Source organism: Streptomyces sp. NPDC029014, from assembly GCF_055564695.1.
In genome coordinates this window covers 59,451-84,050 of the sequence record NZ_JBVHVT010000019.1, presented here as the reverse complement: position 1 = coordinate 84,050, position 24,600 = coordinate 59,451, and the positions used below count along the sequence as shown (strand labels likewise).

17 protein-coding genes are annotated in these 24,600 nt (G+C 73.0%); 13 read left to right on the top strand and 4 right to left on the bottom strand.

Translation table 11 applies throughout. The features are described 5' to 3' along the window. The first annotated feature begins 101 nt into the window (after positions 1 to 101). The gene (gene smc, locus ACZ4VL_RS13130) at positions 102 to 3,710 is read left to right on the top strand and encodes a chromosome segregation protein SMC (RefSeq protein WP_468199174.1); all 3,609 of its coding nucleotides are present in this window, start codon (positions 102 to 104) and stop codon (positions 3,708 to 3,710) included. A gap of 231 nt (positions 3,711 to 3,941) precedes the next feature. Beyond that, positions 3,942 to 5,381, top strand: coding sequence for a sugar porter family MFS transporter (locus ACZ4VL_RS13125; protein ID WP_468199172.1), 1,440 nt, complete (start codon positions 3,942 to 3,944; stop codon positions 5,379 to 5,381). A gap of 49 nt (positions 5,382 to 5,430) precedes the next feature. On the opposite strand, the gene ACZ4VL_RS13120 is transcribed toward ACZ4VL_RS13125, so the two are convergent. Together ACZ4VL_RS13120 and ACZ4VL_RS13115 are read right to left on the bottom strand one after the other, a co-directional pair. Beyond that, positions 5,431 to 6,417, bottom strand: a complete 987-nt coding sequence (locus tag ACZ4VL_RS13120; RefSeq protein WP_468199170.1) for an LLM class flavin-dependent oxidoreductase — start codon at positions 6,415 to 6,417, stop codon at positions 5,431 to 5,433. 84 nt (positions 6,418 to 6,501) lie between these two features. After that, positions 6,502 to 7,983 (bottom strand): cytosine permease, encoded by a 1,482-nt coding sequence (locus ACZ4VL_RS13115; RefSeq protein WP_468199167.1) that lies wholly within the window; start codon positions 7,981 to 7,983, stop codon positions 6,502 to 6,504. A 178-nt stretch (positions 7,984 to 8,161) separates the two neighbouring features. Here ACZ4VL_RS13115 and ftsY point away from each other — a divergent pair, with 178 nt between their 5' ends. Then, positions 8,162 to 9,388 (top strand): signal recognition particle-docking protein FtsY, encoded by a 1,227-nt coding sequence (ftsY, locus tag ACZ4VL_RS13110; protein WP_468199165.1) that lies wholly within the window; start codon positions 8,162 to 8,164, stop codon positions 9,386 to 9,388. An 87-nt stretch (positions 9,389 to 9,475) separates the two neighbouring features. On the opposite strand, the gene ACZ4VL_RS13105 is transcribed toward ftsY, so the two are convergent. Continuing rightward, positions 9,476 to 10,144, bottom strand: a complete 669-nt coding sequence (locus tag ACZ4VL_RS13105; RefSeq protein ID WP_468199163.1) for a bifunctional DNA primase/polymerase — start codon at positions 10,142 to 10,144, stop codon at positions 9,476 to 9,478. Between the two features lie 394 nt (positions 10,145 to 10,538). On the opposite strand from ACZ4VL_RS13105, the gene nsdA reads away from it, so the two are divergent. The 6 genes from nsdA to ftsH all read left to right on the top strand — a co-directional run bounded on the left by nsdA (position 10,539) and on the right by ftsH (position 20,588). Further along, positions 10,539 to 12,044, top strand: coding sequence for a transcriptional repressor NsdA (gene nsdA / locus ACZ4VL_RS13100; RefSeq protein WP_468199160.1), 1,506 nt, complete (start codon positions 10,539 to 10,541; stop codon positions 12,042 to 12,044). A gap of 316 nt (positions 12,045 to 12,360) precedes the next feature. Beyond that, entirely contained in the window at positions 12,361 to 13,710 is a 1,350-nt protein-coding gene (locus tag ACZ4VL_RS13095; RefSeq protein ID WP_468199158.1) for an ammonium transporter, read from the top strand. Further along, a complete protein-coding gene (locus tag ACZ4VL_RS13090) occupies positions 13,707 to 14,045 on the top strand; it encodes a P-II family nitrogen regulator (protein WP_468199155.1) in 339 nt (112 codons plus the stop codon). The genes ACZ4VL_RS13095 and ACZ4VL_RS13090 overlap by 4 nt, the downstream gene beginning before the upstream one ends. Before the next feature lie 16 nt (positions 14,046 to 14,061). Continuing rightward, positions 14,062 to 16,482: a [protein-PII] uridylyltransferase gene (locus ACZ4VL_RS13085; RefSeq protein ID WP_468199153.1), complete on the top strand. Its 2,421-nt coding sequence runs from the start codon at positions 14,062 to 14,064 to the stop codon at positions 16,480 to 16,482. 430 nt (positions 16,483 to 16,912) lie between these two features. Beyond that, on the top strand, positions 16,913 to 18,484 hold the full coding sequence (gene ffh, locus ACZ4VL_RS13080; protein WP_468199151.1) for a signal recognition particle protein: 1,572 nt from the start codon (positions 16,913 to 16,915) through the stop codon (positions 18,482 to 18,484). Between the two features lie 166 nt (positions 18,485 to 18,650). Further along, a complete protein-coding gene (gene ftsH, locus ACZ4VL_RS13075; RefSeq protein WP_468199148.1) occupies positions 18,651 to 20,588 on the top strand; it encodes an ATP-dependent zinc metalloprotease FtsH in 1,938 nt (645 codons plus the stop codon). 65 nt (positions 20,589 to 20,653) lie between these two features. Here ftsH and ACZ4VL_RS13070 read toward each other — a convergent pair whose 3' ends face one another. Beyond that, complete coding sequence (locus tag ACZ4VL_RS13070; RefSeq protein WP_468199146.1) at positions 20,654 to 21,334, bottom strand: SAM-dependent methyltransferase; 681 nt, start codon at positions 21,332 to 21,334, stop codon at positions 20,654 to 20,656. Between the two features lie 131 nt (positions 21,335 to 21,465). Here ACZ4VL_RS13070 and proS point away from each other — a divergent pair, with 131 nt between their 5' ends. The 4 genes from proS to ACZ4VL_RS13050 all read left to right on the top strand — a co-directional run bounded on the left by proS (position 21,466) and on the right by ACZ4VL_RS13050 (position 24,600). Next, positions 21,466 to 22,878: a proline--tRNA ligase gene (proS, locus tag ACZ4VL_RS13065; protein WP_468199144.1), complete on the top strand. Its 1,413-nt coding sequence runs from the start codon at positions 21,466 to 21,468 to the stop codon at positions 22,876 to 22,878. A gap of 226 nt (positions 22,879 to 23,104) precedes the next feature. Continuing rightward, entirely contained in the window at positions 23,105 to 23,704 is a 600-nt protein-coding gene (locus ACZ4VL_RS13060) for a hypothetical protein (RefSeq protein ID WP_361095249.1), read from the top strand. A gap of 216 nt (positions 23,705 to 23,920) precedes the next feature. Beyond that, positions 23,921 to 24,358 (top strand): 30S ribosomal protein S16, encoded by a 438-nt coding sequence (gene rpsP, locus ACZ4VL_RS13055; protein ID WP_179176226.1) that lies wholly within the window; start codon positions 23,921 to 23,923, stop codon positions 24,356 to 24,358. 2 nt (positions 24,359 to 24,360) lie between these two features. After that, complete coding sequence (locus ACZ4VL_RS13050) at positions 24,361 to 24,600, top strand: RNA-binding protein (protein WP_031107040.1); 240 nt, start codon at positions 24,361 to 24,363, stop codon at positions 24,598 to 24,600.

Below are 24,600 nucleotides of genomic sequence, written 5' to 3'. Positions count from 1 at the left end.
TCGGCGTCCCTTCTTCCTTTTGCGGAGCCGAATTCCTTGACGTCACTTGTGCCCTGCACCTTCATGGGTGAAACCGAAAGCGCGAGGTAGAGTCCGGCGGCGTGCACCTCAAGTCCCTGACCCTGCGAGGCTTCAAGTCCTTCGCGTCCGCCACCACCCTGCGCTTCGAGCCCGGCATCACCTGTGTGGTGGGCCCCAACGGCTCCGGCAAGTCCAACGTGGTGGACGCACTGTCCTGGGTGATGGGGGAGCAGGGCGCCAAGTCCCTGCGCGGCGGGAAGATGGAGGACGTCATCTTCGCCGGGACGACCGGCCGGCCGCCGCTCGGACGCGCCGAGGTCTCGCTGACCGTCGACAACTCCGACGGCGCCCTGCCGATCGACTACGCCGAGGTCACCATCACCCGGATCATGTTCCGCGGCGGCAGCAGCGAGTACCAGATCAACGGCGACACCTGCCGGCTGCTCGACATCCAGGAGCTGCTCTCCGACTCCGGCATCGGCCGCGAGATGCACGTCATCGTCGGCCAGGGCCAGCTGGACTCCGTCCTGCACGCCGACCCGGGCGGGCGCCGCGCCTTCATCGAGGAGGCGGCCGGCGTCCTCAAGCACCGCAAGCGCAAGGAGAAGGCCTTGCGGAAACTGGACGCGATGCAGGCCAACCTGGCACGCGTCCAGGACCTCACCGACGAGCTGCGCCGCCAGCTCAAGCCACTGGGCCGGCAGGCCGCGGTGGCCCGGCGGGCGGCCGTGATCCAGGCCGACCTGCGCGACGCCCGGCTGCGGCTGCTCGCCGACGACCTCGTCACCCTGCGCACCGCCCTGGCGGCGGAGATCGCCGACGAGGCGGCGCTGAAGGAGCGCAAGGAGGCCGCCGAGGCCCAGCTCGCCGAGGCGCAGCGGCGGGAGGCGGAGCTGGAGGAAACGGTGCGTCGGCTCGCGCCGCGGCTCCAGCGGGCCCAGCAGACCTGGTACGAGCTGTCGCAGCTGGCCGAACGGGTGCGCGGTACGGCCTCCCTGGCCGAGGCGCGGGTCAAGTCGGCCACCGCTGCGCCCGAGGACGAGCGGCGGGGCCGTGACCCCGAGGACATGGAACGCGAGGCGGCCCGCATCCGCGAGCAGGAGGCGGAGCTGACGGCGGCCCTGGAGGCGGCCTCCCGTGCCCTGGAGGACACGGTCGAGCACCGCGCCGAGCTGGAGCGGGCCCTCGCCGCGGAGGAGCGGCGGCTGCGGGACGCGGCCCGGGCCCTCGCCGACCGGCGCGAGACCCTGGCCCGGCTGACCGGGCGGCTGGGTGCGGCCCGCTCCCGGGCCGGGGCGGCCCAGGCGGAGATCGAGCGGCTGGTGGCGGCCCGCGACGAGGCTCAGCTGCGGGCGGGCGCCGCGCAGGCGGAGTACGAGGCCCTGGCCGAGGAGGTCGGCGGCCTCGACGACCCCGGGGCCGACGGCGACTACGAGGCCGCGCGGGCCGAGCTGGCCGCGGCGGAGACCGACCTGACGGCCGCGCGGGACGCGGCCACGGCCGCCGAGCGCTCCCGGGTCGCGGTCGCGGCCCGCCGGGACGCGCTGGCGCTCGGGCTGCGCCGCAAGGACGGCACCGGGGCGGTCCTCGCCGCCAAGGAACGGCTGACCGGGCTCCTCGGCCCGGCCGCGGAGCGGCTGACGGTCACGCCGGGGCACGAGGCCGCGGTCGCCGCCGCCCTCGGCGCCGCCGCGGACGCGGTGGCCGTGGCCTCGCCGACCGCGGCCGCCGGAGCCATCCGCCACCTCCGCACGGCGGACGCGGGCCGAGCGGCCTTCCTGATCACCCCGGACCCGGACGCGGCCGTTCCGGCCGCTGCGCCGGGTGGGCCGGCTGCGCCGGATGTGCCCGGTGGCGGCCTACCCGGTGCGGCCGCGACGCCCGTGGCGGAGGTGGTGCGCGGGGAGCCCGGGCTGGTGCGGGCCGTGGCGCGGGTGCTGCGGGAGTACGTCGTCGTCGGGACCCTGGAGGAGGCCGAGGCGCTCGTCGCGGCGCACCCCGACGCGGTGGCCGTGACCCTCGACGGCGACGTGCTCGGGGCGCACCACGCGCACGGCGGTTCCGCGGCCGCCCCCAGCCTGATCGAGGTGCAGGCCGCGGTCGACGAGGCGGGCGCCGAGCTGGACCGGCTGGACGGGCAGTGCGAGGAGCTCGGCGAGGCCCAGGAGGCCGCCCGGGAGCGTCGCCGCGAACTCGCCGCCCGCGTCGAGGAGGCCGGTGAGCGCCGCCGCGCCGCGGAGCAGGCCCGGGCCGGGGTGGCCCAGCAGCTCGGCCGGCTCGCCGGGCAGGCGAAGGGCGCCGCCGGTGAGGCCGAGCGCACGGCGACCGCCGCGGCCAAGGCGCAGGACGCGCTGGAGCAGGCCCTGGCCGAGGTGGCGGAGTGCGCCGAGCGGCTCGCCGCCGCCGAGGAGAACGACCCCGCCGGGGACGAGGCCGCGCAGGAGCCGGACACCGCCGTGCGGGACCGGCTCGCCGCCGACGGGGCCAACGCCCGGCAGACCGAGATGGAGGCCCGCCTCCAACTGCGTACCCACGAGGAGCGGGTCAAGGGCCTGGCCGGCCGGGCCGACGCCCTCGACCGCGGCGCCCGCGCCGAGCGCGAGGCCCGGGCGCGGGCCGAGCGCCGCCGCCGGCGGATGCAGTACGAGGCCACCGTGGCGCGGGCCGTCGCCGACGGCGCCCGCCAGCTCCTCGCCCACCTCGACGTCTCCCTCGGCCGCGCCGAGCAGGAGCGCGCGGTCGCCGAGCAGGCCAAGGCCCTGCGCGAGCGGGAGCTCGCCGAGGCCCGCAACCGCGGCCGCGACCTCAAGGGCGAGCTGGACAAGCTCACCGACTCCGTGCACCGCGGCGAGGTCCTCGGGGCCGAGAAGCGGCTGCGCATCGAACAGGTGGAGGGCCGCGCCCTGGAGGAGTTCGGGGTCGAGGCCGCCGCCCTCGTCGCCGAGTACGGGCCCGACCAGCCGGTGCCGCCGAGCCCGCCCGCCGAGGGCGAGGAGCTCCCCGCCGACCCGGAGCACCCCCGCAACCGGCCCGGACCGTACGTCCGGGCGCAGCAGGAGAAGCGGCTGAAGGCCGCCGAGCGCGCCTACCAGCAGCTCGGCAAGGTCAACCCGCTCGCGCTGGAGGAGTTCGCGGCCCTGGAGGAGCGCCACCGGTTCCTCAGCGAGCAGCTCGAGGACCTCCGCAAGACCCGCGCCGACCTGCTCCAGGTGGTACGGGAGGTCGACGAGCGCGTCGAGCAGGTCTTCACGGAGGCCTACCGGGACACCGCCCGGGAGTTCGAGGGGGTCTTCGCGCGGCTGTTCCCCGGCGGTGAGGGCCGGCTCGTCCTCACGGACCCCGACAACATGCTGACCACCGGTGTCGACGTGGAGGCCCGGCCGCCAGGCAAGAAGGTCAAGCGGCTGTCGCTGCTGTCGGGCGGTGAGCGGTCGCTGACGGCCGTCGCCCTGCTGGTGTCCATCTTCAAGGCCCGGCCGAGCCCGTTCTACGTGATGGACGAGGTCGAAGCGGCGCTGGACGACACCAACCTCCAGCGGCTGATCCGCATCATGCAGGAGCTCCAGGAGAGCTCGCAGCTGATCGTCATCACGCACCAGAAGCGGACGATGGAGGTCGCCGATGCCCTCTACGGCGTATCCATGCAGGGCGACGGAGTCTCCAAAGTGATCAGCCAGCGGCTCCGCTGACCTCCTCTCACTTCAAGAAATGAAGACCTCGGCCAGAAGCCGGTGGTGCCATGCGTCACTACGTTCGCTTCATGGCATTGCTCTCGCCCTATTGACTTCAAGAACTGAACACATAAGCTCGCTCCGCCGCCATATCCATTCGAGTGGTGCCGGATCTTCGGCTGTGCGCCACTGGAAGCACCACCCCACCCACCCCGTCCGCCACCGCAGCCGGGCACGCAGGAGCACACCTTGAGCAGCAGCAGGAGCGCAGCGCCGCCGCCGCCCGCGAGCAGCGGGCGCGCCGCCCACCCCGACCACCTCGGGCACGTCGTCTTCATCACCGCCGCCGCCGCGATGGGCGGCTTCCTCTTCGGCTACGACAGTGCCGTGATCAACGGCGCGGTCGAGGCGATCCGGAGCCGGTTCGACATCGGGTCCGAGGCGCTGGCACAGGTGATCGCCGCCGCACTGATCGGCTGCGCGATCGGCGCGGCCACCGCGGGCCGGATCGCCGACCGGATCGGCCGCATCCGGTGCATGCAGATCGCGTCGGTCCTGTTCGCCGCCAGCGCGATCGGCTCCGCCCTGCCGTTCGCCCTGTGGGACCTGGCCATGTGGCGGGTCATCGGCGGTTTCGCCATCGGCATGGCCTCGGTCATCGGCCCGGCCTACATCGCCGAGGTCTCCCCGGCGGCGTACCGGGGCCGGCTGGCCTCCTTCCAGCAGGCCGCCATCGTCATCGGCATCGCCATCTCCCAGCTCGTCAACTGGGGCATCCTCAACATGGCCGGCGGCGAGCAGCGCGGGGAGCTCGGCGGGCTGGAGGCCTGGCAGTGGATGCTGGGCGTGATGGTCATCCCGGCCCTGCTCTACGGCCTGCTGTCCTTCGCCATCCCCGAGTCCCCGCGGTTCCTGATCTCGGTGGGTCGCACCGAGCAGGCCAAGAAGGTCCTCACCGAGGTCGAGGGCTCCGGCATCGACACCGACGTGCGCGTGGCCGAGATCGACCGCGCCATGCGCTCCGAGCACAAGTCCACCTTCAAGGACCTGCTCGGCGGCCGCTTCGGCCTGCTGCCCATCGTCTGGGTCGGCATCGGCCTGTCGGTCTTCCAGCAGCTCGTCGGCATCAACGTGATCTTCTACTACAGCTCCTCGCTGTGGCAGTCGGTCGGCATCGACCCGAGCAGCTCGTTCTTCTACTCGTTCACCACGTCGATCATCAACATCATCGGCACCGTGATCGCGATGGTCTTCGTCGACCGGATCGGCCGCCGTCCCCTCGCCCTGATCGGCTCCGCCGGCATGGCCCTCTCCCTCGGTGCGGCCGCCTGGGCGTTCTCGTTCAAGACCGAGACCGGCGGCGAGATCTCCATCCCCGAGACCCAGGGCACCGTCGCCCTCGTCGCCGCGCACTGCTTCGTGCTCTTCTTCGCCCTCTCCTGGGGCGTGGTGGTCTGGGTGCTCCTCGGCGAGATGTTCCCCAACCGGATCCGTGCCGCCGCGCTCGGCGTCGCCGCGGCCGCCCAGTGGGTCGCCAACTGGCTCGTCACCGTCACCTTCCCGACGCTGTCGGACTGGAACCTGTCCGGCGCCTACATGATCTACACCGGCTTCGCCCTGCTCTCGATTCCGTTCGTCCTCAAGTGGGTGCCGGAGACGAAGGGCAAGGCGTTGGAGGAGATGGGGTAACCACCCCCGCCAACAACCCCCACTCCTCTCGCACGGGTGCTGCCCCGGCTCAGTCCTTGAGTCGGGGCAGCACCCGTTCGCACAGCAGGTGCAGGCTGCGCCAGCCCTCGTCCGGCGGCATCCCGCCGCACAGCGGATGCAGCACCAGGTTCCCCACCCCGCCCGCCGCCCGGGCGTACGCGACCGTCTCGTCCGGGGTCAGCACCCGGTACACGCCCTCCGCGCGCAGCTCGTCCACGGTCCGCGCGTGCGAGCGCACGGCGCTGCGGATCTCCTTCGACTGCCAGGACGCGTACGTGCCCGCCTCGTGCAGGAAGCAGCCGCCGTACTCGGCCCACACCCGGTCCGGGTCCTCGGCGACGTGCAGCAGCGGCGTCTCGGCCGCCGGCATCAGGCAGAAGCCCTCCGTGCCGTACTCCGCCAGCCGCTCCGTGTAGTACGCCTGGAGCTCCGGCAGGTGCGCGCTCGGGAAGAACGGCAGCCCGAGCCGGGCCGCCCGGCGCGCGGCGGCCCGCGAACTGCCCCCGACCAGCAGCAGCGGGTGCGGCCGGGTGAAGGGCGCCGGGGTCACCCGCACGGTGCGGCCGCGGAAGGCGAACGGCTCGCCCGTCCACGCCGCCAGCAGCGTTTCGAGCAGCTCGTCCTGGAGCCGGCCGCGCCGCCCCCAGTCGACGCCGTGCTGCTCGTACTCCTCGGGCCGGTAGCCGATGCCCGCGACCGTGACGAGCCGGCCGCCGCTCAGCAGGTCCAGGACGGCGATGTCCTCGGCCAGCCGCAGCGGGTCGTGCAGCGGGCCGATGACCGCCGAGACGGTGACGGAGATCCGGCGGGTGGCGCCGAGGACCGCGCCCGCGAACGCGAACGGCGAGGGCAGCCAGTTGTTGCCGGTGCCGTGGTGCTCCTCGGTCTGGACGGTGTCGACGCCTCGGTCGTCCGCGTACCGCGCCATCTCCAGGGCCGCCCGGTAGCGGGCGGACAGGGTCTCGGGGGTGCTGTTCGGATCGACGAGGTTGAACCGGGCCACGGTGACGGGCATGAGGAAAGTCCCCCTTCGCCGGATGCGGGTGGGCGGGCGAAGGGGGACGGTAGCTGACGGGACGTCAGTTGGACAGGGGGCGCGTCAGCCGGACAGGGACGCCGGCTGCTCGGGCCGCCCGGCCCCCGCCTCCGGCTGCCCGTTCGCCGGGCCCGCCACCGGGCCCGCCGGCTCCGTCCGCGCCGTGCGCGGCAGGACCGCGTACAGCGCCCCGGAGGTGAGGATGCCGGCCACCCATCCCAGGCCGTTCGCCCCGACCCAGGTGCCGGCCAGCGGCCCGGCGAACCAGTCGACCCGGGTGAACAGCAGGCCCACCGCGAGGGCCGCGCCCCACGCCGCCATGGCCTGCCAGGCGTACCCGCCCCGGTACCAGTAGGCGCTGGTGGGGGAGGTGTCCAGCAGGGCGGCCCCGTCGTAGGACGTGCGGCGCAGCATGTCCACGCCGAAGACGCCGATCCACGCCGAGAAGGCCACCGCCAGCAGCGTCAGGAAGGAGATGAACGAGCCGAAGAAGCTGGTGGCGACGACCATCAGCAGGAAGCCGAAGACCAGGCTGATGGCCGCGTTCACGCTGACCGCGGCCGCACGCGGCACCTTGATGCCGAGCGTCTGCGCGGTGAAGCCGGCCGAGTACATCGACATCGAGTTGATCAGCAGCATGCCGACCAGCGCGATCAGCAGGTACGGGACCGCGATCCAGGCGGGCAGCAGGCGGCCGATGAAGGAGACCGGGTCCTGTGCGGAGGCCAGGTCCGGGGTCCCGACCGCCATCACCGCGCCCATCAGCGCCATCGGGATGACGACGACGGCCGCCCCGCCGACGGTGGCACCGACCACGCCCCGCGTCGACGCCGTGTGCGGCAGGTAGCGGGTGAAGTCCGGGCCCGACGGCACCCAGCTGATGCCGCCCGCGGCGATCGTGCCGATGCCGGCGACCATCATCGCGGTGGAGCCGGCCGGCTTGTCGAACACCGCGGACCAGTCCGTCTCGGCGACCAGCCAGCCCAGCACCAGGAGGCTGAACGCCCCGAACAGGTACGTCGACCAGGTCGAGCACACGCGCAGCGCGCCGATGCCGAGCCCGGAGACCAGGAAGGTGCAGCCGACGAACAGCAGCAGGGTGACCATGACCAGGGCGGTGTTCTTCTGCACGCCGAACAACAGGTCCAGCACCGTCAGCAGCGCGAATGCGCCGCTGACCGCGTTGATCGTCTCCCAGCCCCAGCGGGCGATCCAGATCAGCGCCCCGGGGAAGAGGTTGCCGCGCTGCCCGAACACCGCCCGTGACAGCGCCATGCCGGGCGCGCCGCCGCGCCGGCCGGCTATGGAGATCAGGCCCACGAGCCCGTACGAGACGACCGGTGCGGTCACCGCGACGGCCAGCACCTGCCAGATGTTCAGCCCGTTGGAGATCACCAGCCCGGCGCCCATGGTCAGCAGCAGCACGCTGATGTTGGCGGCGACCCAGGTGGGGACGAGCTCGCGGACCCGTCCGGTGCGCTCGTCGTCGGGTACGGGCTCCAGGCCGCGGGTCTCTATCGCGCCGTCGGGGGAATCGGCAGGCATACGTGCTCCGATGGGGTGATGTGCAGAGAGTCACCCATCATCGCCGTTACCGCCTGAAAGGTACAAACCACGGCGCAAGGCCGGAGAGCGGGACGGTCCGGACCCGGCCCGCCGCTGCCGCGGCCCGCGGCGGGATGCCCCGGCCCCGGGGACCGGGTCGCGCATACTGAAACGCGTTATGGACATCCTCATCATTGCTGTACTCATCGCCCTGGTCGCGGTCGTCGTGGCCGGCGGGCTGGTGGTCGGCAGCCGCAAGAAGAAGCAGCTGCCGCCCACGGCGCCGCCGAGCACGCCGACCATCACTGCCCCGCCCGCCGAACCGCAGGTGGGGGAGGACGCCGCCACGACGGCGGAAGAGCCGCGCCGCACGATCGAGGAGGTCGTACTCCCCGAGGCGGAGGCGGCGGCCCCTGCGGCCCCCGAGGCGCCGGTCGTCCCGGCCCAGACCGCTCCCCCCGCCCCCGAGATCGAGGTGCCCGAGCCCACCGCCGGCCGCCTGGTCCGGCTCCGCGCCCGGCTCGCGCGCTCGCAGAACTCCCTCGGCAAGGGTCTGCTCACGCTGCTGTCGCGCGAGCACCTCGACGAGGACACCTGGGAGGAGATCGAGGAGACGCTCCTCATCGCCGACGTCGGTGTCGTCCCCACCCAGGAACTGGTCGACCGGCTCCGCGAGCGGGTCCGGGTACTCGGCACCCGCACCCCGGCCGACCTGCGCACCCTGCTGCGCGAGGAGCTGCTGACCCTGGTCGGCACCGACCTCGACCGCGCCGTGAAGACCGAGAGCGGCGCCGACACCCCCGGCGTCGTGATGGTCGTCGGCGTCAACGGCACCGGCAAGACCACCACCACCGGCAAGCTCGCCCGCGTGCTCGTCGCCGACGGCCGCAGCGTCGTGCTCGGCGCCGCGGACACCTTCCGCGCCGCCGCCGCGGACCAGCTGCAGACCTGGGGCGAGCGGGTCGGCGCGCGCACCGTGCGCGGCCCCGAGGGCGGCGACCCGGCCTCGATCGCCTTCGACGCGGTCAAGGAGGGCATCGCCGAGGGCGCCGACGTGGTGCTCATCGACACCGCGGGCCGCCTGCACACCAAGACCGGCCTCATGGACGAGCTCGGCAAGGTCAAGCGCGTCGTGGAGAAGCACGGCCCGCTGGACGAGGTGCTGCTCGTCCTCGACGCGACCACCGGGCAGAACGGCCTCACCCAGGCCCGCGTCTTCGCCGAGGTCGTGGACATCACCGGCATCGTGCTCACCAAGCTCGACGGCACCGCCAAGGGCGGCATCGTCGTCGCCGTGCAGCGCGAGCTCGGCGTCCCCGTCAAGCTCGTCGGGCTCGGCGAGGGCCCGGACGACCTGGCCCCCTTCGAGCCGGAGGCCTTCGTCGACGCCCTGATCGGCGACTGAGCCCCCGTACGCGCCCCGTACGCACCTCGCGCCGGCGCCCCCGCGTTCCGCCCGGAACGCGGGGGCGCCGGCGTACCGCCGCGGGCGCTACCGCCGCAGCCGGTGGCAGATGTACGCGAGCGTGCCCAGCAGGAGCCGGGCCTGCGGGGGGCCGCCCGCGGAGTCGAGCGCGGGCGGGCGCAGCCAGCCGACGGGGCCGAGACCGGCGTGGTCGGACGGCGGGGCGGTCACGAAGGCCCCCGACCCGAGGGCGCGCAGGTCGAGGTCGGCGTCGTCCCAGCCCATCCGGTAGAGCAGCTGCGGCAGCTCGGCCGCAGCGCCCGGGGCCACGAAGAACTGGGCCCGGCCGTCCGGGGTCGCGGTGACCGGCCCGAGCGGCAGGCCCATCCGCTCCAGCCGGACCAGCGCCCGCCGCCCGGCCTCCTGCGACACCTCGATGACGTCGAAGCCGCGGCCCACCGGCAGCAGGACCGCCGCCCCCGGGTACTCGCCCCAGGTCGCCGTGACCTCGTCCAGGGTGGCGCCCGCCTTGACGGTGGGGGCGAGCGGCAGCGGGTGCGCGCCCGGCGCGGGGCAGGCCGCGTGGCCGCAGGAGCAGTTGCGGGCGGGGGCCGCGGCCCGGGCGCCGGGGACCACGTCCCAGCCCCACAGCCCGGTGTACTCCGCCACCGCCGTGCACTCCGACGTCCGCCCCCGGCGCCGGGTACCGGAGCGGAACTCCTTGGTGCTGCGGCTGCTGCCGATCGTGAAGCCCATGCCCATGCCCCCTCCAACGGGTTGGATGCGCCGGTGGTTACGACGTCGGCGGGTACGGGTCGGGCCCGGCTTCCGGCGATCCACCCGGCGCACTCCTCGCCGCGCGCGCCCCGAGCGCACTCCCGTCCAACCGATCATTTTTGGCTCGCTGCCAAGTGAATCGCGCCTGGCGGGTGGCTTCTCCAAGCACAGGGGTGGCGAATGGTGGCGTTTCGACGATCGGCCTCGCCCTGGGGGTGATCGTAGGATTACTTTCGGTGCACGAACCCGAAAGGCTGACCCGAATGTGGTTATGCCGGAGGCAAGGCGTGAAGGACCTGTGAAGGTCCCCGGCGGCGCCCGCCGCCACGGCCAGGGTTTCGTGAGAACGGACTGAGCGGATGGGGGCGTTCCAGTGAGCGGCAACGGCGCAAGCGGAACGAGCGGAGAACCGGACCTCCCGGGCCCAGCCGCCCGCAACGAACAACTGACCTCGTGGTTCGTGCGCAGCGGCTGGTCCAAGGGCGAACTCGCCCGGCAGGTGAACCGGCGCGCCCGGCAGATGGGCGCCCACCACATCAGCACGGACACCTCCCGGGTGCGCCGCTGGCTCGACGGCGAACAGCCCCGCGAGCCCGTGCCGCGCATCCTGTCCGAGCTGTTCTCCGAACGGTTCGGCTCGGTCGTCGCCATCGAGCAGCTCGGCCTGCGCACCGCCCACCAGACCCCGTCCGTCTCCGGCGTGGACCTGCCCTGGGCCGGCCCGCAGACCGTCGAACTGCTCGGCGAGTTCTCCCGCAGCGACCTCATGCTCGCCCGCCGAGGCTTCCTCGGGACCTCCCTGACCCTCTCCGCGGGCCCCGCCCTGATCGAGCCGATGCAGCGCTGGCTGGTCCCGGTCCCGGCCGCCGACCCGGCCGTCCGCGAGCCCGGCCCCGGCGGTGCGCTGAGCGGCCACCGCCCGCCGCGGCTCTCCGAACCGGAACTCGACCTCCTCGAATCCACCACCGTGATGTTCCGCCAGTGGGACGCCCAGTGCGGCGGCGGACTGCGCCGCAAGGCCGTCGTGGGCCAGCTGCACGAGGTCACCGACCTGCTCCAGGAGACCCACCCGGCGCCCGTCATGAAGAGGCTGTTCAAGGTAGCCGCCGAACTCGCCGAACTCGCCGGCTGGATGAGCTACGACGTCGGGCTGCACCCCACCGCGCAGAAGTACTTCGTCCTCGCGCTGCACGCCGCCAAGGAGGCCGGCGACAAGCCGCTCGGCTCGTACATCCTCTCCAACATGAGCCGCCAGATGATCCACCTCGGCCGCCCCGAGGACGCCCTGGAGCTCATCCACCTCGCCCAGTACGGCAGCCGCGACTGCGCCGGCCCCCGCACCCAGGCCATGCTGTATGCGATGGAGGCCCGCGCCTACGCCAACATGGGCCAGCCCAGCCGCTGCAAGCGGGCCGTCCGCATGGCCGAGGACACCTTCGGCGACATCGCCTTCGGCGACCAGCCCGAGCCCGACTGGATCCGCTTCTTCACCGAGGCCGAGCTCAACGGCGAGAACTCCCACTCCTACCGCGACCTCGCCTACGTCGCCGGCCGCAGCCCCATGTACGCCTCCCTCGCCGAACCCGTCATGGAACGGGCCGTCGAACTCTTCGGCAAGGACGAGGTGCACCAGCGCTCCTACGCCCTCAACCTCGTCGGCATGGCCACCGTGCACCTGCTCCAGCGCCAGCCCGAGCAGGCCGTCGCCTTCGTCGACCGCGCCCTCGAAGTGGCCGGAAAGATCCGGTCCGAAAGGGTGAACACCCGGCTGCGGAAGACCGTCGACACCGCCGCCCGTGAGTACGGCGACGTCTCCGAGGTCGTCCAGCTCACCGACCACCTCGCCGCCCGGCTCCCCGAGGCCGCGGAGGCCGTCTGACGGCCCCGCCCGGCCGCCCCCCGAGGCCCCGGCCGCGGCAGACACCCCGTGAAGCCCGATCAGGCTCCCCCAGCCAGGACTCCCGGGTGCTGCCGCGGCCGGTCCCCTTGAACCATCCGTTCATGGACGCGTAACACGTCCGACCTCTTCGTCACGGTCGCGAAACATCGAGCGGCGCCGCCGGAAACCGGCCTGCGCGAATCTCATGGCCATTAACCGGCCAGCCAGGTCCCGGGCCCACCCCGGCCCGCACCCTGCGCCGCTGAACGTTCCACGATCGCCCGCACGCGAACGTACCGACGACGAGGAGACGCCGATGGCATCAGCCATCACGACCCTCGCGGCAGACGCCCCGACGCTCTCCGCCGCGAACACCGGGTTCATGCTCATCTGCTCCGCCCTGGTCATGCTGATGACCCCGGGACTCGCCTTCTTCTACGGCGGCATGGTCCGCGTCAAGAGCAGCCTCAACATGCTGATGATGAGCTTCATCAGCCTCGGGATCGTCACGGTCCTGTGGGTGCTCTACGGCTTCAGCATCGCCTTCGGCGCCGACACCGGCGGAGTCATCGGCTGGTCCCCCGACTACCTCGGCCTCAGCGGCATCGGCATCACCGAGCTCTGGGACGGCTACACCATCCCGGTCTACGTCTTCGCCGTCTTCCAGCTCATGTTCGCCGTCATCACCCCCGCCCTGATCAGCGGCGCCCTCGCCGACCGCGTCAAGTTCAGCGCCTGGGCCCTGTTCACGGCCCTGTGGGTCACCGTCGTCTACTTCCCCGTCGCCCACTGGGTCTGGGCCCCCGGCGGCTGGCTCTTCGACCTCGGCGTGATCGACTTCGCGGGCGGCACCGCCGTCCACATCAACGCGGGCGCCGCCGCCTTCGCCGTCATCCTCGTCATCGGCAAGCGCGTCGGCTTCAAGCGGGACCCGATGCGCCCGCACAGCCTCCCCCTCGTCATGCTCGGCGCCGGCCTGCTGTGGTTCGGCTGGTTCGGCTTCAACGCCGGCTCCTGGCTCGGCAACGACGACGGCGTCGGCGCCGTGATGTTCCTCAACACCCAGGTCGCCACCGCAGCCGCGATGCTCGCCTGGCTCGGCTACGAGAAGCTGCGCCACGGCTCCTTCACCACCCTCGGCGCCGCCTCCGGCGCGGTCGCCGGCCTCGTCGCCATCACCCCCGCCGGCGGCTCCTGCTCCCCGCTCGGCGCGCTCGCCATCGGCGCCATCGCCGGCCTGCTGTGCGCCATGGCCGTCGGCCTCAAGTACAAGTTCGGCTACGACGACTCCCTCGACGTCGTCGGCGTCCACCTCGTCGGCGGCATCGTCGGCTCGCTCCTCGTCGGCTTCTTCGCCACCGGCGGTGTCCAGTCCGACGCGGCCGGCCTCTTCTACGGCGGCGGCCCGGAACAGCTCGGCAAGCAGGCAGTGGGCGTCTTCTCCGTCCTCGCCTACTCTCTCGTCGCATCCGCCGTGCTCGCCCTCCTCCTCGACAAGACGATGGGGATGCGGGTCACCGAGGACGACGAGGTCTCCGGCATCGACCAGGTCGAGCACGCCGAGACCGCCTACGACTTCAGCGGGGCCGGCGGCGGCACCTCCGCCCGGAGCACCGCCCCCGCCGCCGCCCCCGCTGCCGCCGCGAGCAAGAAGGTTGACGCATGAAGCTGATCACCGCGATCGTCAAGCCGCACCGGCTGGACGAGATCAAGGACGCCCTCCAGCGGTACGGAGTGCAGGGCCTGACCGTCTCCGAAGCCAGCGGCTACGGCCGCCAGCGCGGCCACACCGAGGTCTACCGCGGTGCCGAGTACACCGTGGACCTCGTGCCCAAGATCCGCATCGAGGTCGTCGTCGAGGACGACGACGCCGAGCCGGTCATGGAAATCCTGGTGCAGGGCGCCCGTACCGGCAAGATCGGTGACGGCAAGGTGTGGAGCGTCCAGGTGGACGCCCTGATCCGCGTCCGCACCGGCGAGCGCGGCGCCGAAGCGCTCTAACGACGGGAGACCCTGGGTGACGAGCGTCGACGAGACCACGGACACCTCCGACCCGGGACCCAGCGGCTACGCCGCGGCCCGGCTGCGACTCCTCCAGCAGGAGTCGCGGTCCGGGCCCTCGCGGCGTTCCGCGCTGGCCGGGCTGACCGACGACTGGCTGAACGCCCTGTTCACCACCGCCGCGCGGGAGACAGGCGTACGCGGCGCCGCCCTCGTCGCCGTCGGCGGCTACGGGCGCGGCGAACTCTCCCCGCGCAGCGACCTCGACCTGCTCCTCCTCCACGACGGCAAGGCCGCCCCCGCCGACCTGGCCCGCCTCGCCGACCGCATCTGGTACCCCGTCTGGGACCTCGGCCTCTCCCTGGACCACTCCGTCCGCACCCCCGGCGAGGCCCGCAGGACCGCCGCCGAGGACCTCAAGGTCCACCTCGGACTCCTCGACGCCCGCGCCGTCGCCGGCGACCTCGGCCTCCTCACCGGCCTGCGCACCTCCGTCCTCGCCGACTGGCGCAACCACGCCCCCAAACGCCTGCCCCACCTGCACGCCATGTGCCGCGAACGCGCCGACCGGGCCGGCGAACTCCGCTTCCTCCTCGAACCCGACCTCAAGGAGGCCCGCGGCGGCCTCCGGGACATCACCGCCCTGCGCGCCGTCGCCGCCTCCTGGGTCGCCGACGCACCCCGCGAGGGCCTCGCCGAAGCCCGCCGCCGGCTCCTCGACGCCCGCGACGCCCTCCACCTCGTCACCGGGCGCGCCGGCGACCGGCTCGCCCTCCAGGAACAGGACCAGGTCGCCGCCCGGCTCGGCCTGCTCGACGCGGACGCGCTGCTCCGCGAGGTCTACGAGGCCGCCCGGACCGTCGCCTACGCCGCCGACGTCACCTGGCGCGAGGTCGGCCGCGTCCTGCGCGCCCGCGCCGCCCGGCCCCGGCTGCGCGGACTCCTCGGCAACCGCGGCCCCGCCGCCGAACGCGCCCCGCTCGCCGAGGGCGTCGTCGAGTCCGACGGCGAGGCCGTCCTCGCCCGCGCCGCCCGGCCCGAACGCGACCCCGTCCTCGCCCTGCGCCTCGGCGCCGCCGCCGCCCAGGCCGGACTGCCCGTCTCACCGCACGCCGTACGCCGCCTCGCCGCCCAGAGCCGGCCGCTACCGGTGCCCTGGCCCGCCGAGGCCCGCGAACAGCTCCTCACCCTGCTCGGGGCGGGGGAGCCCACCGTCGGGGTCTGGGAGGCCCTGGAGGCCGAGGGCATCGTCTCCGCGCTCCTGCCCGACTGGGAGCGGGTCCGCTGCCGCCCGCAGCGCAACCCCGTCCACACCTGGACCGTCGACCGGCACCTGGTGGAGACCGCCGTCCGGGCCTCCGCCATGACCCGCCGCGTCGGCCGCCCCGACCTGCTGCTGATGGCCGCCCTGCTGCACGACGTCGGCAAGGGCTGGCCCGGCGACCACTCCGTCGTCGGCGAGACCATCGCCCGCGACACGGCCCTTCGCCTCGGCTTCGCCGACGCCGACGCCGACGTCCTGGCCACCCTGGTCCGCCACCACCTGCTGCTGGCCGAGACCGCCACCCGGCGCGACCTCGACGACCCAGCGACGGTCCGCTCCGTCGCCGAAGCCGTCGGCACCCCCGGCACGCTGGAACTCCTGCACGCCCTCACCGAGGCCGACGCGCTCGCCACCGGCCCCGCCGCCTGGTCGGCCTGGCGTGCCTCCCTGGTCGCCGACCTGGTCCGGCGGGTCGCCGCCGTCCTCGGCGGGGCCCCCGTCCCCGGACAGCCCGACCCGGCGCCCTCCGCCGAGGAGGAACGGCTCGCGGTGGAGGCCCTGCGCACCGGGGAACCCGTCCTGGCCCTGCACACCCGGCACGAGGAGGACGCCGTCGGGGTGGAACTCGCCGTCGCCGTCCCCGACCAGCCGGGCGTGCTCCCCGCGGTGGCCGGGGTCCTCGCCCTGCACCGGCTCACCGTCCGCGCCGCCGACCTGCGCGCGCTGGAACTCCCCGAGCACCTCGGGGAGGTCCTCGTGCTCCGGTGGCGGGTGGCCGCCGAGTACGGGCGCCTGCCCGAGGCCGCCCGGCTCCGCGCCGACCTGGTCCGGGCCCTGGACGGCTCCCTCGACGTCTCCGCGAAGCTCGCCGACCGGGAGGCGGCGTACCCGCGGCGGCGCGGGGTGGTCCCGCCGCCGCCGCGGGTCACCGTGGTCCCGGACGTGTCCTCGCTCGCCACCGTCCTGGAGGTGCGGGCGCCCGACGGGGTGGGGCTGCTGCACCGGATCGGGCGGGCGCTGGAGGGGGCGGGCGTCCGGGTCCGCAGCGCGCACGTCTCGACGCTGGGCGCGAACGCCGTGGACTCGCTGTACGTCACCACGGTCGAGGGCAAGCCCCTCGACCCCGGCGGCGCGGCCGCCGTGGCCGACGCCCTCGCCACCGCCCTGTCATAGCCGCACCGCCGCCCGGCCGCCCGCCGGCGCCCACCGCTGCGCGGAGCCGTTCCCCAGCCCCGCCCCTTCCCGAAACCGGGGACCCCGCCCCCGGCCCCCGGCGCCCCGAACGCAGGCGGGGCCGGAGCTTCGGGGGCTCCGCCCCCGGACCCCGCGCCTCAAACGCCGGCGGGGCTGGAATTGCCGCGCCGCCCGCACTTCGACCTTCGGCCGCTCGTTGTAGGGGTGTGCTCCCCGCCGGCGGAGGTGAACCGGCGGGGATGACCCCGAGCGCGCCCGAGGCGCCGCGGTGTGCAATGCCTGCTCCCCGTACGTGCGGGGTTCACGGCCCTGCCTGCCTCATCCGGCAGGCGGGGCCTATTTGTCTGCGCGGCCGGATACCCTGGATGGCGATTCTCAACGTCCCCGACCCCAAGGACCAGCGAGCGCCGTGTTCGATACCCTCTCCGACCGCCTGGCGAGTACTTTCAAGACCCTGCGAGGCAAGGGGCGCCTGTCCGAGGCGGACGTCGACTCCGCGGCCCGGGAGATCCGTATCGCGCTCCTCGAGGCGGACGTCGCCCTTCCGGTCGTCCGGTCGTTCATCAAGAACGTCAAGGAAAGGGCGCTGGGGGCCGAGGTCTCCAAGGCGCTCAACCCGGGCCAGCAGGTCCTCAAGATCGTCAACGACGAGCTGGTCTCGATCCTCGGTGGCGAAACCCGCCGCCTGCGGTTCGCCAAGACCGCCCCCACCGTGATCATGCTCGCGGGTCTCCAGGGTGCCGGTAAGACCACCCTCGCCGGGAAGCTCGGCTTCTGGCTGAAGGGCCAGGGCCACACCCCGCTGCTCGTCGCCTGCGACCTCCAGCGCCCCAACGCGGTCAACCAGCTGGGCATCGTCGCCGAGCGCGCCGGCGTCGGCTTCTACGGCCCGCAGCCCGGCAACGGCGTCGGCGACCCGATCCAGGTCGCGAAGGACTCCATCGAGTACGCGCGCACCAAGCAGCACGACATCGTCATCGTCGACACCGCCGGTCGCCTCGGCATCGACGCCGAGATGATGCAGCAGGCCGCGGACATCCGGGACGCGGTCTCGCCCGACGAGATCCTCTTCGTCGTCGACGCGATGATCGGTCAGGACGCGGTCAACACCGCCGAGGCCTTCCGCGACGGCGTCGGCTTCGACGGCGTCGTGCTCTCCAAGCTCGACGGCGACGCCCGCGGTGGTGCCGCGCTCTCCATCGCGCACGTCACCGGCAAGCAGATCATGTTCGCCTCGAACGGCGAGAAGCTCGACGACTTCGACGCGTTCCACCCGGACCGCATGGCGGGCCGGATCCTCGACATGGGTGACATGCTCACCCTCATCGAGCAGGCCGAGAAGACCTTCTCGCAGGCCGAGGCCGAGAAGATGGCGGCCAAGCTCGCCAAGGGTCCCAAGGAGTTCACGCTCGACGACTTCCTGGCCCAGATGGAGCAGGTCCGCAAGATGGGCTCCATCTCCAAGCTCCTCGGCATGCTGCCGGGCATGGGCCAGATCAAGGACCAGATCAACAACATCGACGAGCGCGACGTCGACCGCACCGCCGCGATCATCAAGTCGATGACCCCGGCCGAGCGCCAGGACCCGACGATCATCAACGGCTCGCGCCGCGCCCGTATCGCCAAGGGCTCCGGTGTCGAGGTGAGCGCGGTCAAGAACCTGGTGGAGCGGTTCTTCGACGCCCGCAAGATGATGTCCCGCATGGCCCAGGGCGGCGGCATGCCCGGTATGCCGGGCATCCCGGGGATGGGCGGCGGCCCCGGCCGCCAGAAGAAGCAGCCCAAGCAGGCCAAGGGCAAGCGCAAGAGCGGCAACCCGATGAAGCGCAAGCAGGAGGAGCTGGAGGCCGCCACGCGGCGCGAGCAGGCCGCGCAGGGCGGTGTGCCCGGCGCCGCCGGCAGCCCGTTCGGCCTGCCGGCCGGGGGCCAGTCGGGGCAGGACTTCGACCTGCCGGACGAGTTCAAGAAGTTCATGAAGTAGCGCGACGAGCAGCCCGACGACGAGTCGAGCGCTGTCGTACGGGCCCCGGCCGCGGGATGCGGCCGGGGCCCGTCCGCGTCCGCGCGCGGTGCCGTGGACGTCCGGAAGCCACCGTCCGGAATATCCCTTATGGTCGGCCGGGAGGACGGCAGTAAGGAGGCCATTGGTGCCCAGCCCCACTCCCGCACCGCCCCGCGACCGGGCCGACACCCCCTGGCGGTCGGAGGGCGCGCCGCCCGGCCCGCAGCCGAGGAAACGCATGCCCGGCGGTGGCTGGCGCGGGCTGGTCCTGGCCGCCCTCGTCGTGTTCCTGGTGACCAACCTGGTGCTGTCGTTCTTCAACGAGCCCGACGAGCCGACGATCTCGTACACCGAGTTCAGCAAGCAGGTCGCCGCCGGGAACGTCTCGAAGATCTACTCCAAGGGCGACGCCATCCAGGGCGAGCTGAAGGCGAAGCAGCCGCTTCCGCAGGGCGGCGGCGAGGAGAAGGGCGACTACACCAAGTTCGTCACCCAGCGGCCGGCCTTCGCCGAGGACGACCTGTGGGCCGATCTCACCCGGCAGAACGTGACCGTGACGGCCTCCCCGGTCGTCGTCCAGCGCAGCTTCCTGGCCAACCTGCTGCTCTCGCTCGCCCCGATGCTGCTGCTGATCCTGCTGTGGGTGTTCATCGCCCGCCGGATGGGCTCGGCGATGGGCGGCGGCCTCGGCGCGCTGGGCCGCAAGGCGCCGCCCCGGCCCGTGGAGCTGGAGGAGGGCGCGAAGCGCACCACCTTCGAGGACGTGGCGGGCATCGACGAGGTCGCGGGCGAGCTGAGCGACGTCGTCGACTTCCTGAAGGACCCCCAGCGCTACCGCAGGATGGGCGCCCGGATGCCCGGCGGCGTCCTCCTCTCGGGCCTGCCCGGCACGGGCAAGACCCTGCTGGCCCGCGCGGTCGCCGGCGAGGCCGGCGTGCCGTTCTTCTCCGCGTCGGCCTCCGAGTTCATCGAGATGATCGTCGGCGTCGGCGCATCCCGGGTCAGGGAGCTGTTCGCGGAGGCGCGCAAGGTCGCGCCCGCGATCATCTTCATCGACGAGATCGACACCATCGGCCGGGCCCGCGGCGCCGGGGGCGGCATCGGCGGCCACGACGAACGAGAGCAGACCCTCAACCAGATCCTGACCGAGATGGACGGCTTCTCCGGCTCCGAGGGCGTCGTCGTGATCGCCGCGACCAACCGGGCCGACGTCCTGGACCCGGCCCTCACCCGCCCCGGCCGCTTCGACCGCACGGTCACCGTCTCCCCGCCCGACAAGAGCGGCCGGGAGGCGATCCTGCGGATCCACACCCGCGAGATCCCGCTCGCCCCCGACGTGGACCTGGAGCACGTGGCCGCCACGACCCCCGGCATGACCGGCGCCGAGCTCGCCAACCTCGCCAACGAGGGCGCGCTGCTGGCGGTCAAACGGGGGCGCGACGCGGTCACCCGGGCCGACCTGTCCGAGGCCCTGGAGAAGGTGCAGCTCGGCGCGGAACGGCCGCTCGTCATGCCGCAGGAGGAGCGCCGCCGCACCGCGTACCACGAGAGCGGGCACGCCCTGCTCGGCATGCTCCAACCGGGCGCCGACCCGGTCCGCAAGATCACGATCGTGCCGCGCGGACGGGCCCTCGGCGTCACCCTGTCCACGCCCGAGGCGGACCGGTACGCCTACACCGAGGAGTACCTGCGCGGCCGGATCATCGGCGCGCTGGGCGGCATGGCGGCCGAGCACACCGTGTACGACGTGATCACCACCGGGTCCGAAAACGACCTGGAGCAGGTCACCGGCATCGTCCGCGGCATGGTCGGCCGGTGGGGCATGAGCGAGCGCATCGGCCGGCTCACCGCGATCCCGTCCGACCCGCAGAGCCCGTACGGCCTGGTCGCGGCCCCGTCCACGCTCGACGCGGTGGACGTGGAGATGCGCCGGATCGTGGACGAGTGCTACATGGAGGCCTGCCGCCTGCTGCGCGAACACCGGCCGAAGCTCGACGCCCTCGCCGAGGCCCTGCTGGAGAACGAGACCCTGGACGAGGCCGCCGCGTACGCCACCGCCGGCATCCCGCGCCTGGCGAAGTGACCCCCGGGGCCCCGTCGCCGGGGCCGTCCGGGCGGCCCGTGCCCGCTCCCGGGCCCGTTCCTGCGTCAGGGCACCCGGGCGATCACGTAGCGGAAGATGTTCGGCAGCCAGACGGCGCCGTCCGCCCGCTCGTACGGGTGAAGCGCCTCGGTGAGCTCCTTCTCCACCTGCGCCGGGTCGCACGAGCGGTCGTACAGGCCGGTCGAGAGCAGGCCGCGCACCGCACTGTCCAAATCGGCGTACCCGAAGGGGCAGAACACCCGGCCCGACCCGTCGGGCACCAGCCCGGCCTCCGCCACCAGCGCGTCCAGGTCCTGCGGGGCCGGGCCGCACCCGTGCACGGCCGGCACGGTGCAGCGCTCCGCCGGGCCCCAGCCGGCCAGGACGACCGCCCCGCCGCGCCGGACCGCCGGCAGGGCGGCGGCCAGGGACGCCGCCGACGTCGAGAAGCCGAGCAGCACGTCGTACGGCCGGCCGGCCACCGCCGGCGGGGCCGCCGCCACCTCCAGCAGCCGTTCGCGCGCCAGGGCCCGCCGGGACGGATCCGCCTCCACGCCCGTGGTGGCCGCTCCCCGCCCCTCGGCCAGCAGCAGGGCCAGCCCGGCTCCGCAGTCCAGGCCGAGCAGCCGGTCGCCCGGCCCGATCTCCAGCCGGTCGAAGACCGCCTCGTACAGCGGTACGAGCATCCGCTCCTGGATCTCCGCCCAGTCCCGGGCGGCGAGTGTCGGCGTCGGCGTCGGTGTCATCGAAAGAGCGCTCCTGATTCCTTGTCGCCCCCTTGCCCCCGTTGCCAGAGAACTCCCCATTCGCCCCCGCGTCCAGAGGAGTGCGCCACCCGATTCACGGATCGAGCACCCGGCGCCGTACCATTCGCGCCATGGCAAAGGCTCCCGTTCTCACCCCCCAGGCGGAGGATTTCCCCCGCTGGTACCAGGATCTGATCAACAAGGCCGAACTGGCCGACAACGGCCCAGTGCGCGGCACGATGGTCATCCGACCGTACGGCTACGGGCTGTGGGAGCGGATGCAGCAGGAGATGGACGCCCGGATCAAGGAATCGGGCGCCCAGAACGCGTACTTCCCGATGTTCATCCCGCAGGCCTACCTGACCAAGGAGGCCGAGCACGTCGAGGGCTTCGCCCCCGAGCTCGCGGTCGTCACCCACGGCGGTGGCAAGGAGCTGGAGGAGCCGGTCGTCGTCCGCCCCACCTCCGAGACGATCATCAACGACTACTTCTCGAAGTGGGTGCAGAGCTACCGCGACCTGCCCCTGCTGATCAACCAGTGGGCCAACGTGGTCCGCTGGGAGATGCGCCCCCGCGTGTTCCTCCGTACGAGTGAGTTCCTCTGGCAGGAGGGCCACACCGCCCACGCCACGTACGAGGACGCCCGCGACTACGCCGCGCACATCCACCGGAACGTGTACGGCGACTTCATGACCAACGTGCTCGGCATCGACGTCGTGCTCGGCCGCAAGACCCCCAAGGAGCGCTTCGCCGGCGCCATCAACACCCTCACCCTCGAGGGCATGATGGGCGACGGCAAGGCCCTCCAGATGGGCACCAGCCACGAGCTCGGCCAGAACTTCGCCAAGGCGTTCAACACCTCCTACCTGTCCAAGGAGGGCAAGCAGGAGCTGGTCTGGCAGACCTCGTGGGGCGTCTCCACCCGCATGGTCGGCGGTCTGATCATGTCGCACGGCGACGACAACGGCCTGCGGGTCCCGCCGCGCCTGGCCCACGTCCAGGTCGTCGTCATGGCGATCAAGGGCGACGAGGCCGTGGCCAAGGTGCGCGAGCTCGGCGACCGTCTGAAGGCCGTCGGCCTGCGGGTCCAGGTCGACGACCGCGTCGACGTCCCGTTCGGCCGCCGCGCCGTCGACTGGGAGCTCAAGGGCGTCCCGGTGCGCATCGAGATCGGCCCCCGCGACCTGGAGGCCGGCACGGCGATGCTGGCCCGCCGGATCCCGGGCGGCAAGGAGCCGGTGCAGATCGACGCCCTGGCGGACCTGCTGCCCAAGGTGCTGGAGGAGGACCAGGCGCAGCTGCTGCGGGAGTCCCGCGAGCGCCGGGAGTCGCGTACGACCGACGTGGCCACCATCGAGGAGGCCGGCGAGGCCGCGGTCGCCGGCGGCTGGGCGCGGATCCCGTGGGACGTGCTGGGCCCGGAGGGCGAGGCCAAGCTGGGCGAGCAGGCCGTGACCGTGCGCTGCCTGATCGCCGAGGACGGGTCGGTTCCGGAGTCGGACGACGCCCCCGGTACGCTCGCCATCGTCGCGCGGTCGTACTGACCGCCGACCGGTGATCGACGCAGGGTGACACTCGACGCGCCCCGGCGTGCGGCACGAGCCGCGCGCCGGGGCTGACGTCTGTCGGTCGTCGTTACGTACCGACTCCTCCTGGGATCGGCGCACCCGTCCTCGTCGGGACGCATCAGGCTGAACTGACTGGTACGTGCAAAAAATTTGGAATGGCCCGGAATCGGAACACCGGGGCCCCTCGGCTCGTTGTCACGACGTGAGCACGACACCACCTGTTCTCGCCGCAGAGCTGGCGCAGGCGTGGGCCGACATTCAGCGGCACCACCCCGAGCTGCCCGATCTTGCCGCCCCCGAGTCCCTGATCGGAGAGTCCTCGTCCGCCTGCGGCGCCGAACTCTCCTTCGAGCGACTGCTGCACGAGGCAGTCCACGGCATCGCCGCCGCCCGCGGAGTGCGCGACACCTCCCGGGCCGGCCGCTACCACAACCGCAGATTCCTCGCGATCGCCGAGGAGATGGGGCTGGACCACTCCGACGAGCCGCACCCGAGCAGCGGCTTCTCCCTGGTCACGCTCAACGCCGAGGCGAAGAAGCGCTACCGGCCGACCATCGAGCGGCTGCAGCGCGCGCTCAAGGCGCATACGGTCGCGACGGCCGCGGACACCAAGCGCAGCTTCCGCGGGCCGGCCGCGCGGCACGGCTCCTCGGGCGGCGGCGTGCGCGTCAAGGCGGTCTGCGACTGCGGGCGCAACGTGCGGGTGGTTCCTTCCGTGCTGGCCCAGGCGCCGATCGTGTGCGGCGGCTGCATGAAGCCCTTCCGCATCCCCGAGGTCGCCGTCACCGCCGCCGCGTCCTGAGCCGGCGGCGTACGGCGCCGTGGGGCGGTGTGCCACTGATCACCGGCCCCGGGGAGGAGGCGCCGTCGGCATGTGGCACAATGACAAGCTGTACTCGACAGTCGCATAGGATCCCTCTCTCCTCCGGCTGACGCGTCCATCGGGCATCCGAGTACCGCAACCCCACGTGGCATCTCAAAGTGCCCAACCACGTCAAGTTCAGGAGACACCACTCCAGTGGCAGTCAAGATCAAGCTCAAGCGCCTCGGCAAGATCCGCTCTCCGCACTACCGCATCGTCGTCGCCGACGCCCGCACCCGCCGGGACGGCCGCGCGATCGAGGAGATCGGCATCTACCAGCCGACCTACAACCCCTCGCGCATCGAGGTCAACGCCGAGCGCGCGCAGTACTGGCTGTCCGTCGGCGCCCAGCCGACCGACGCCGTGCTCGCCATCCTGAAGCTGACCGGCGACTGGCAGAAGCACAAGGGCCTGCCGGCCCCGGCGCCGCTGCTGCAGCCGGCCACCAAGGAAGACAAGCGCCGCTCCTTCGAGGAGTTCGCCAAGGCCCTCGAGGGCATCGGCGAGACCAAGGGCGAGGCCATCACGCAGAAGAAGAAGGCCGACAAGAAGGCGGACGAGGCTGAGGCCGCCGCCGAGTCGACCGAGGCCTGAGCATGCTCGAGGAGGCTCTTGAGCACCTCGTAAAGGGCATTGTGGACAACCCCGACGACGTGCAGGTCGCCTCGCGCAACCTGCGGCGCGGGCAGGTGCTCGAGGTCCGCGTCCACCCGGACGACCTCGGCAAGGTGATCGGCCGCAACGGCCGCACCGCACGTGCCCTGCGCACCGTCGTGGGCGCCATCGGCGGCCGCGGCATCCGCGTCGACCTCGTCGACGTGGACCACGTCCGCTGA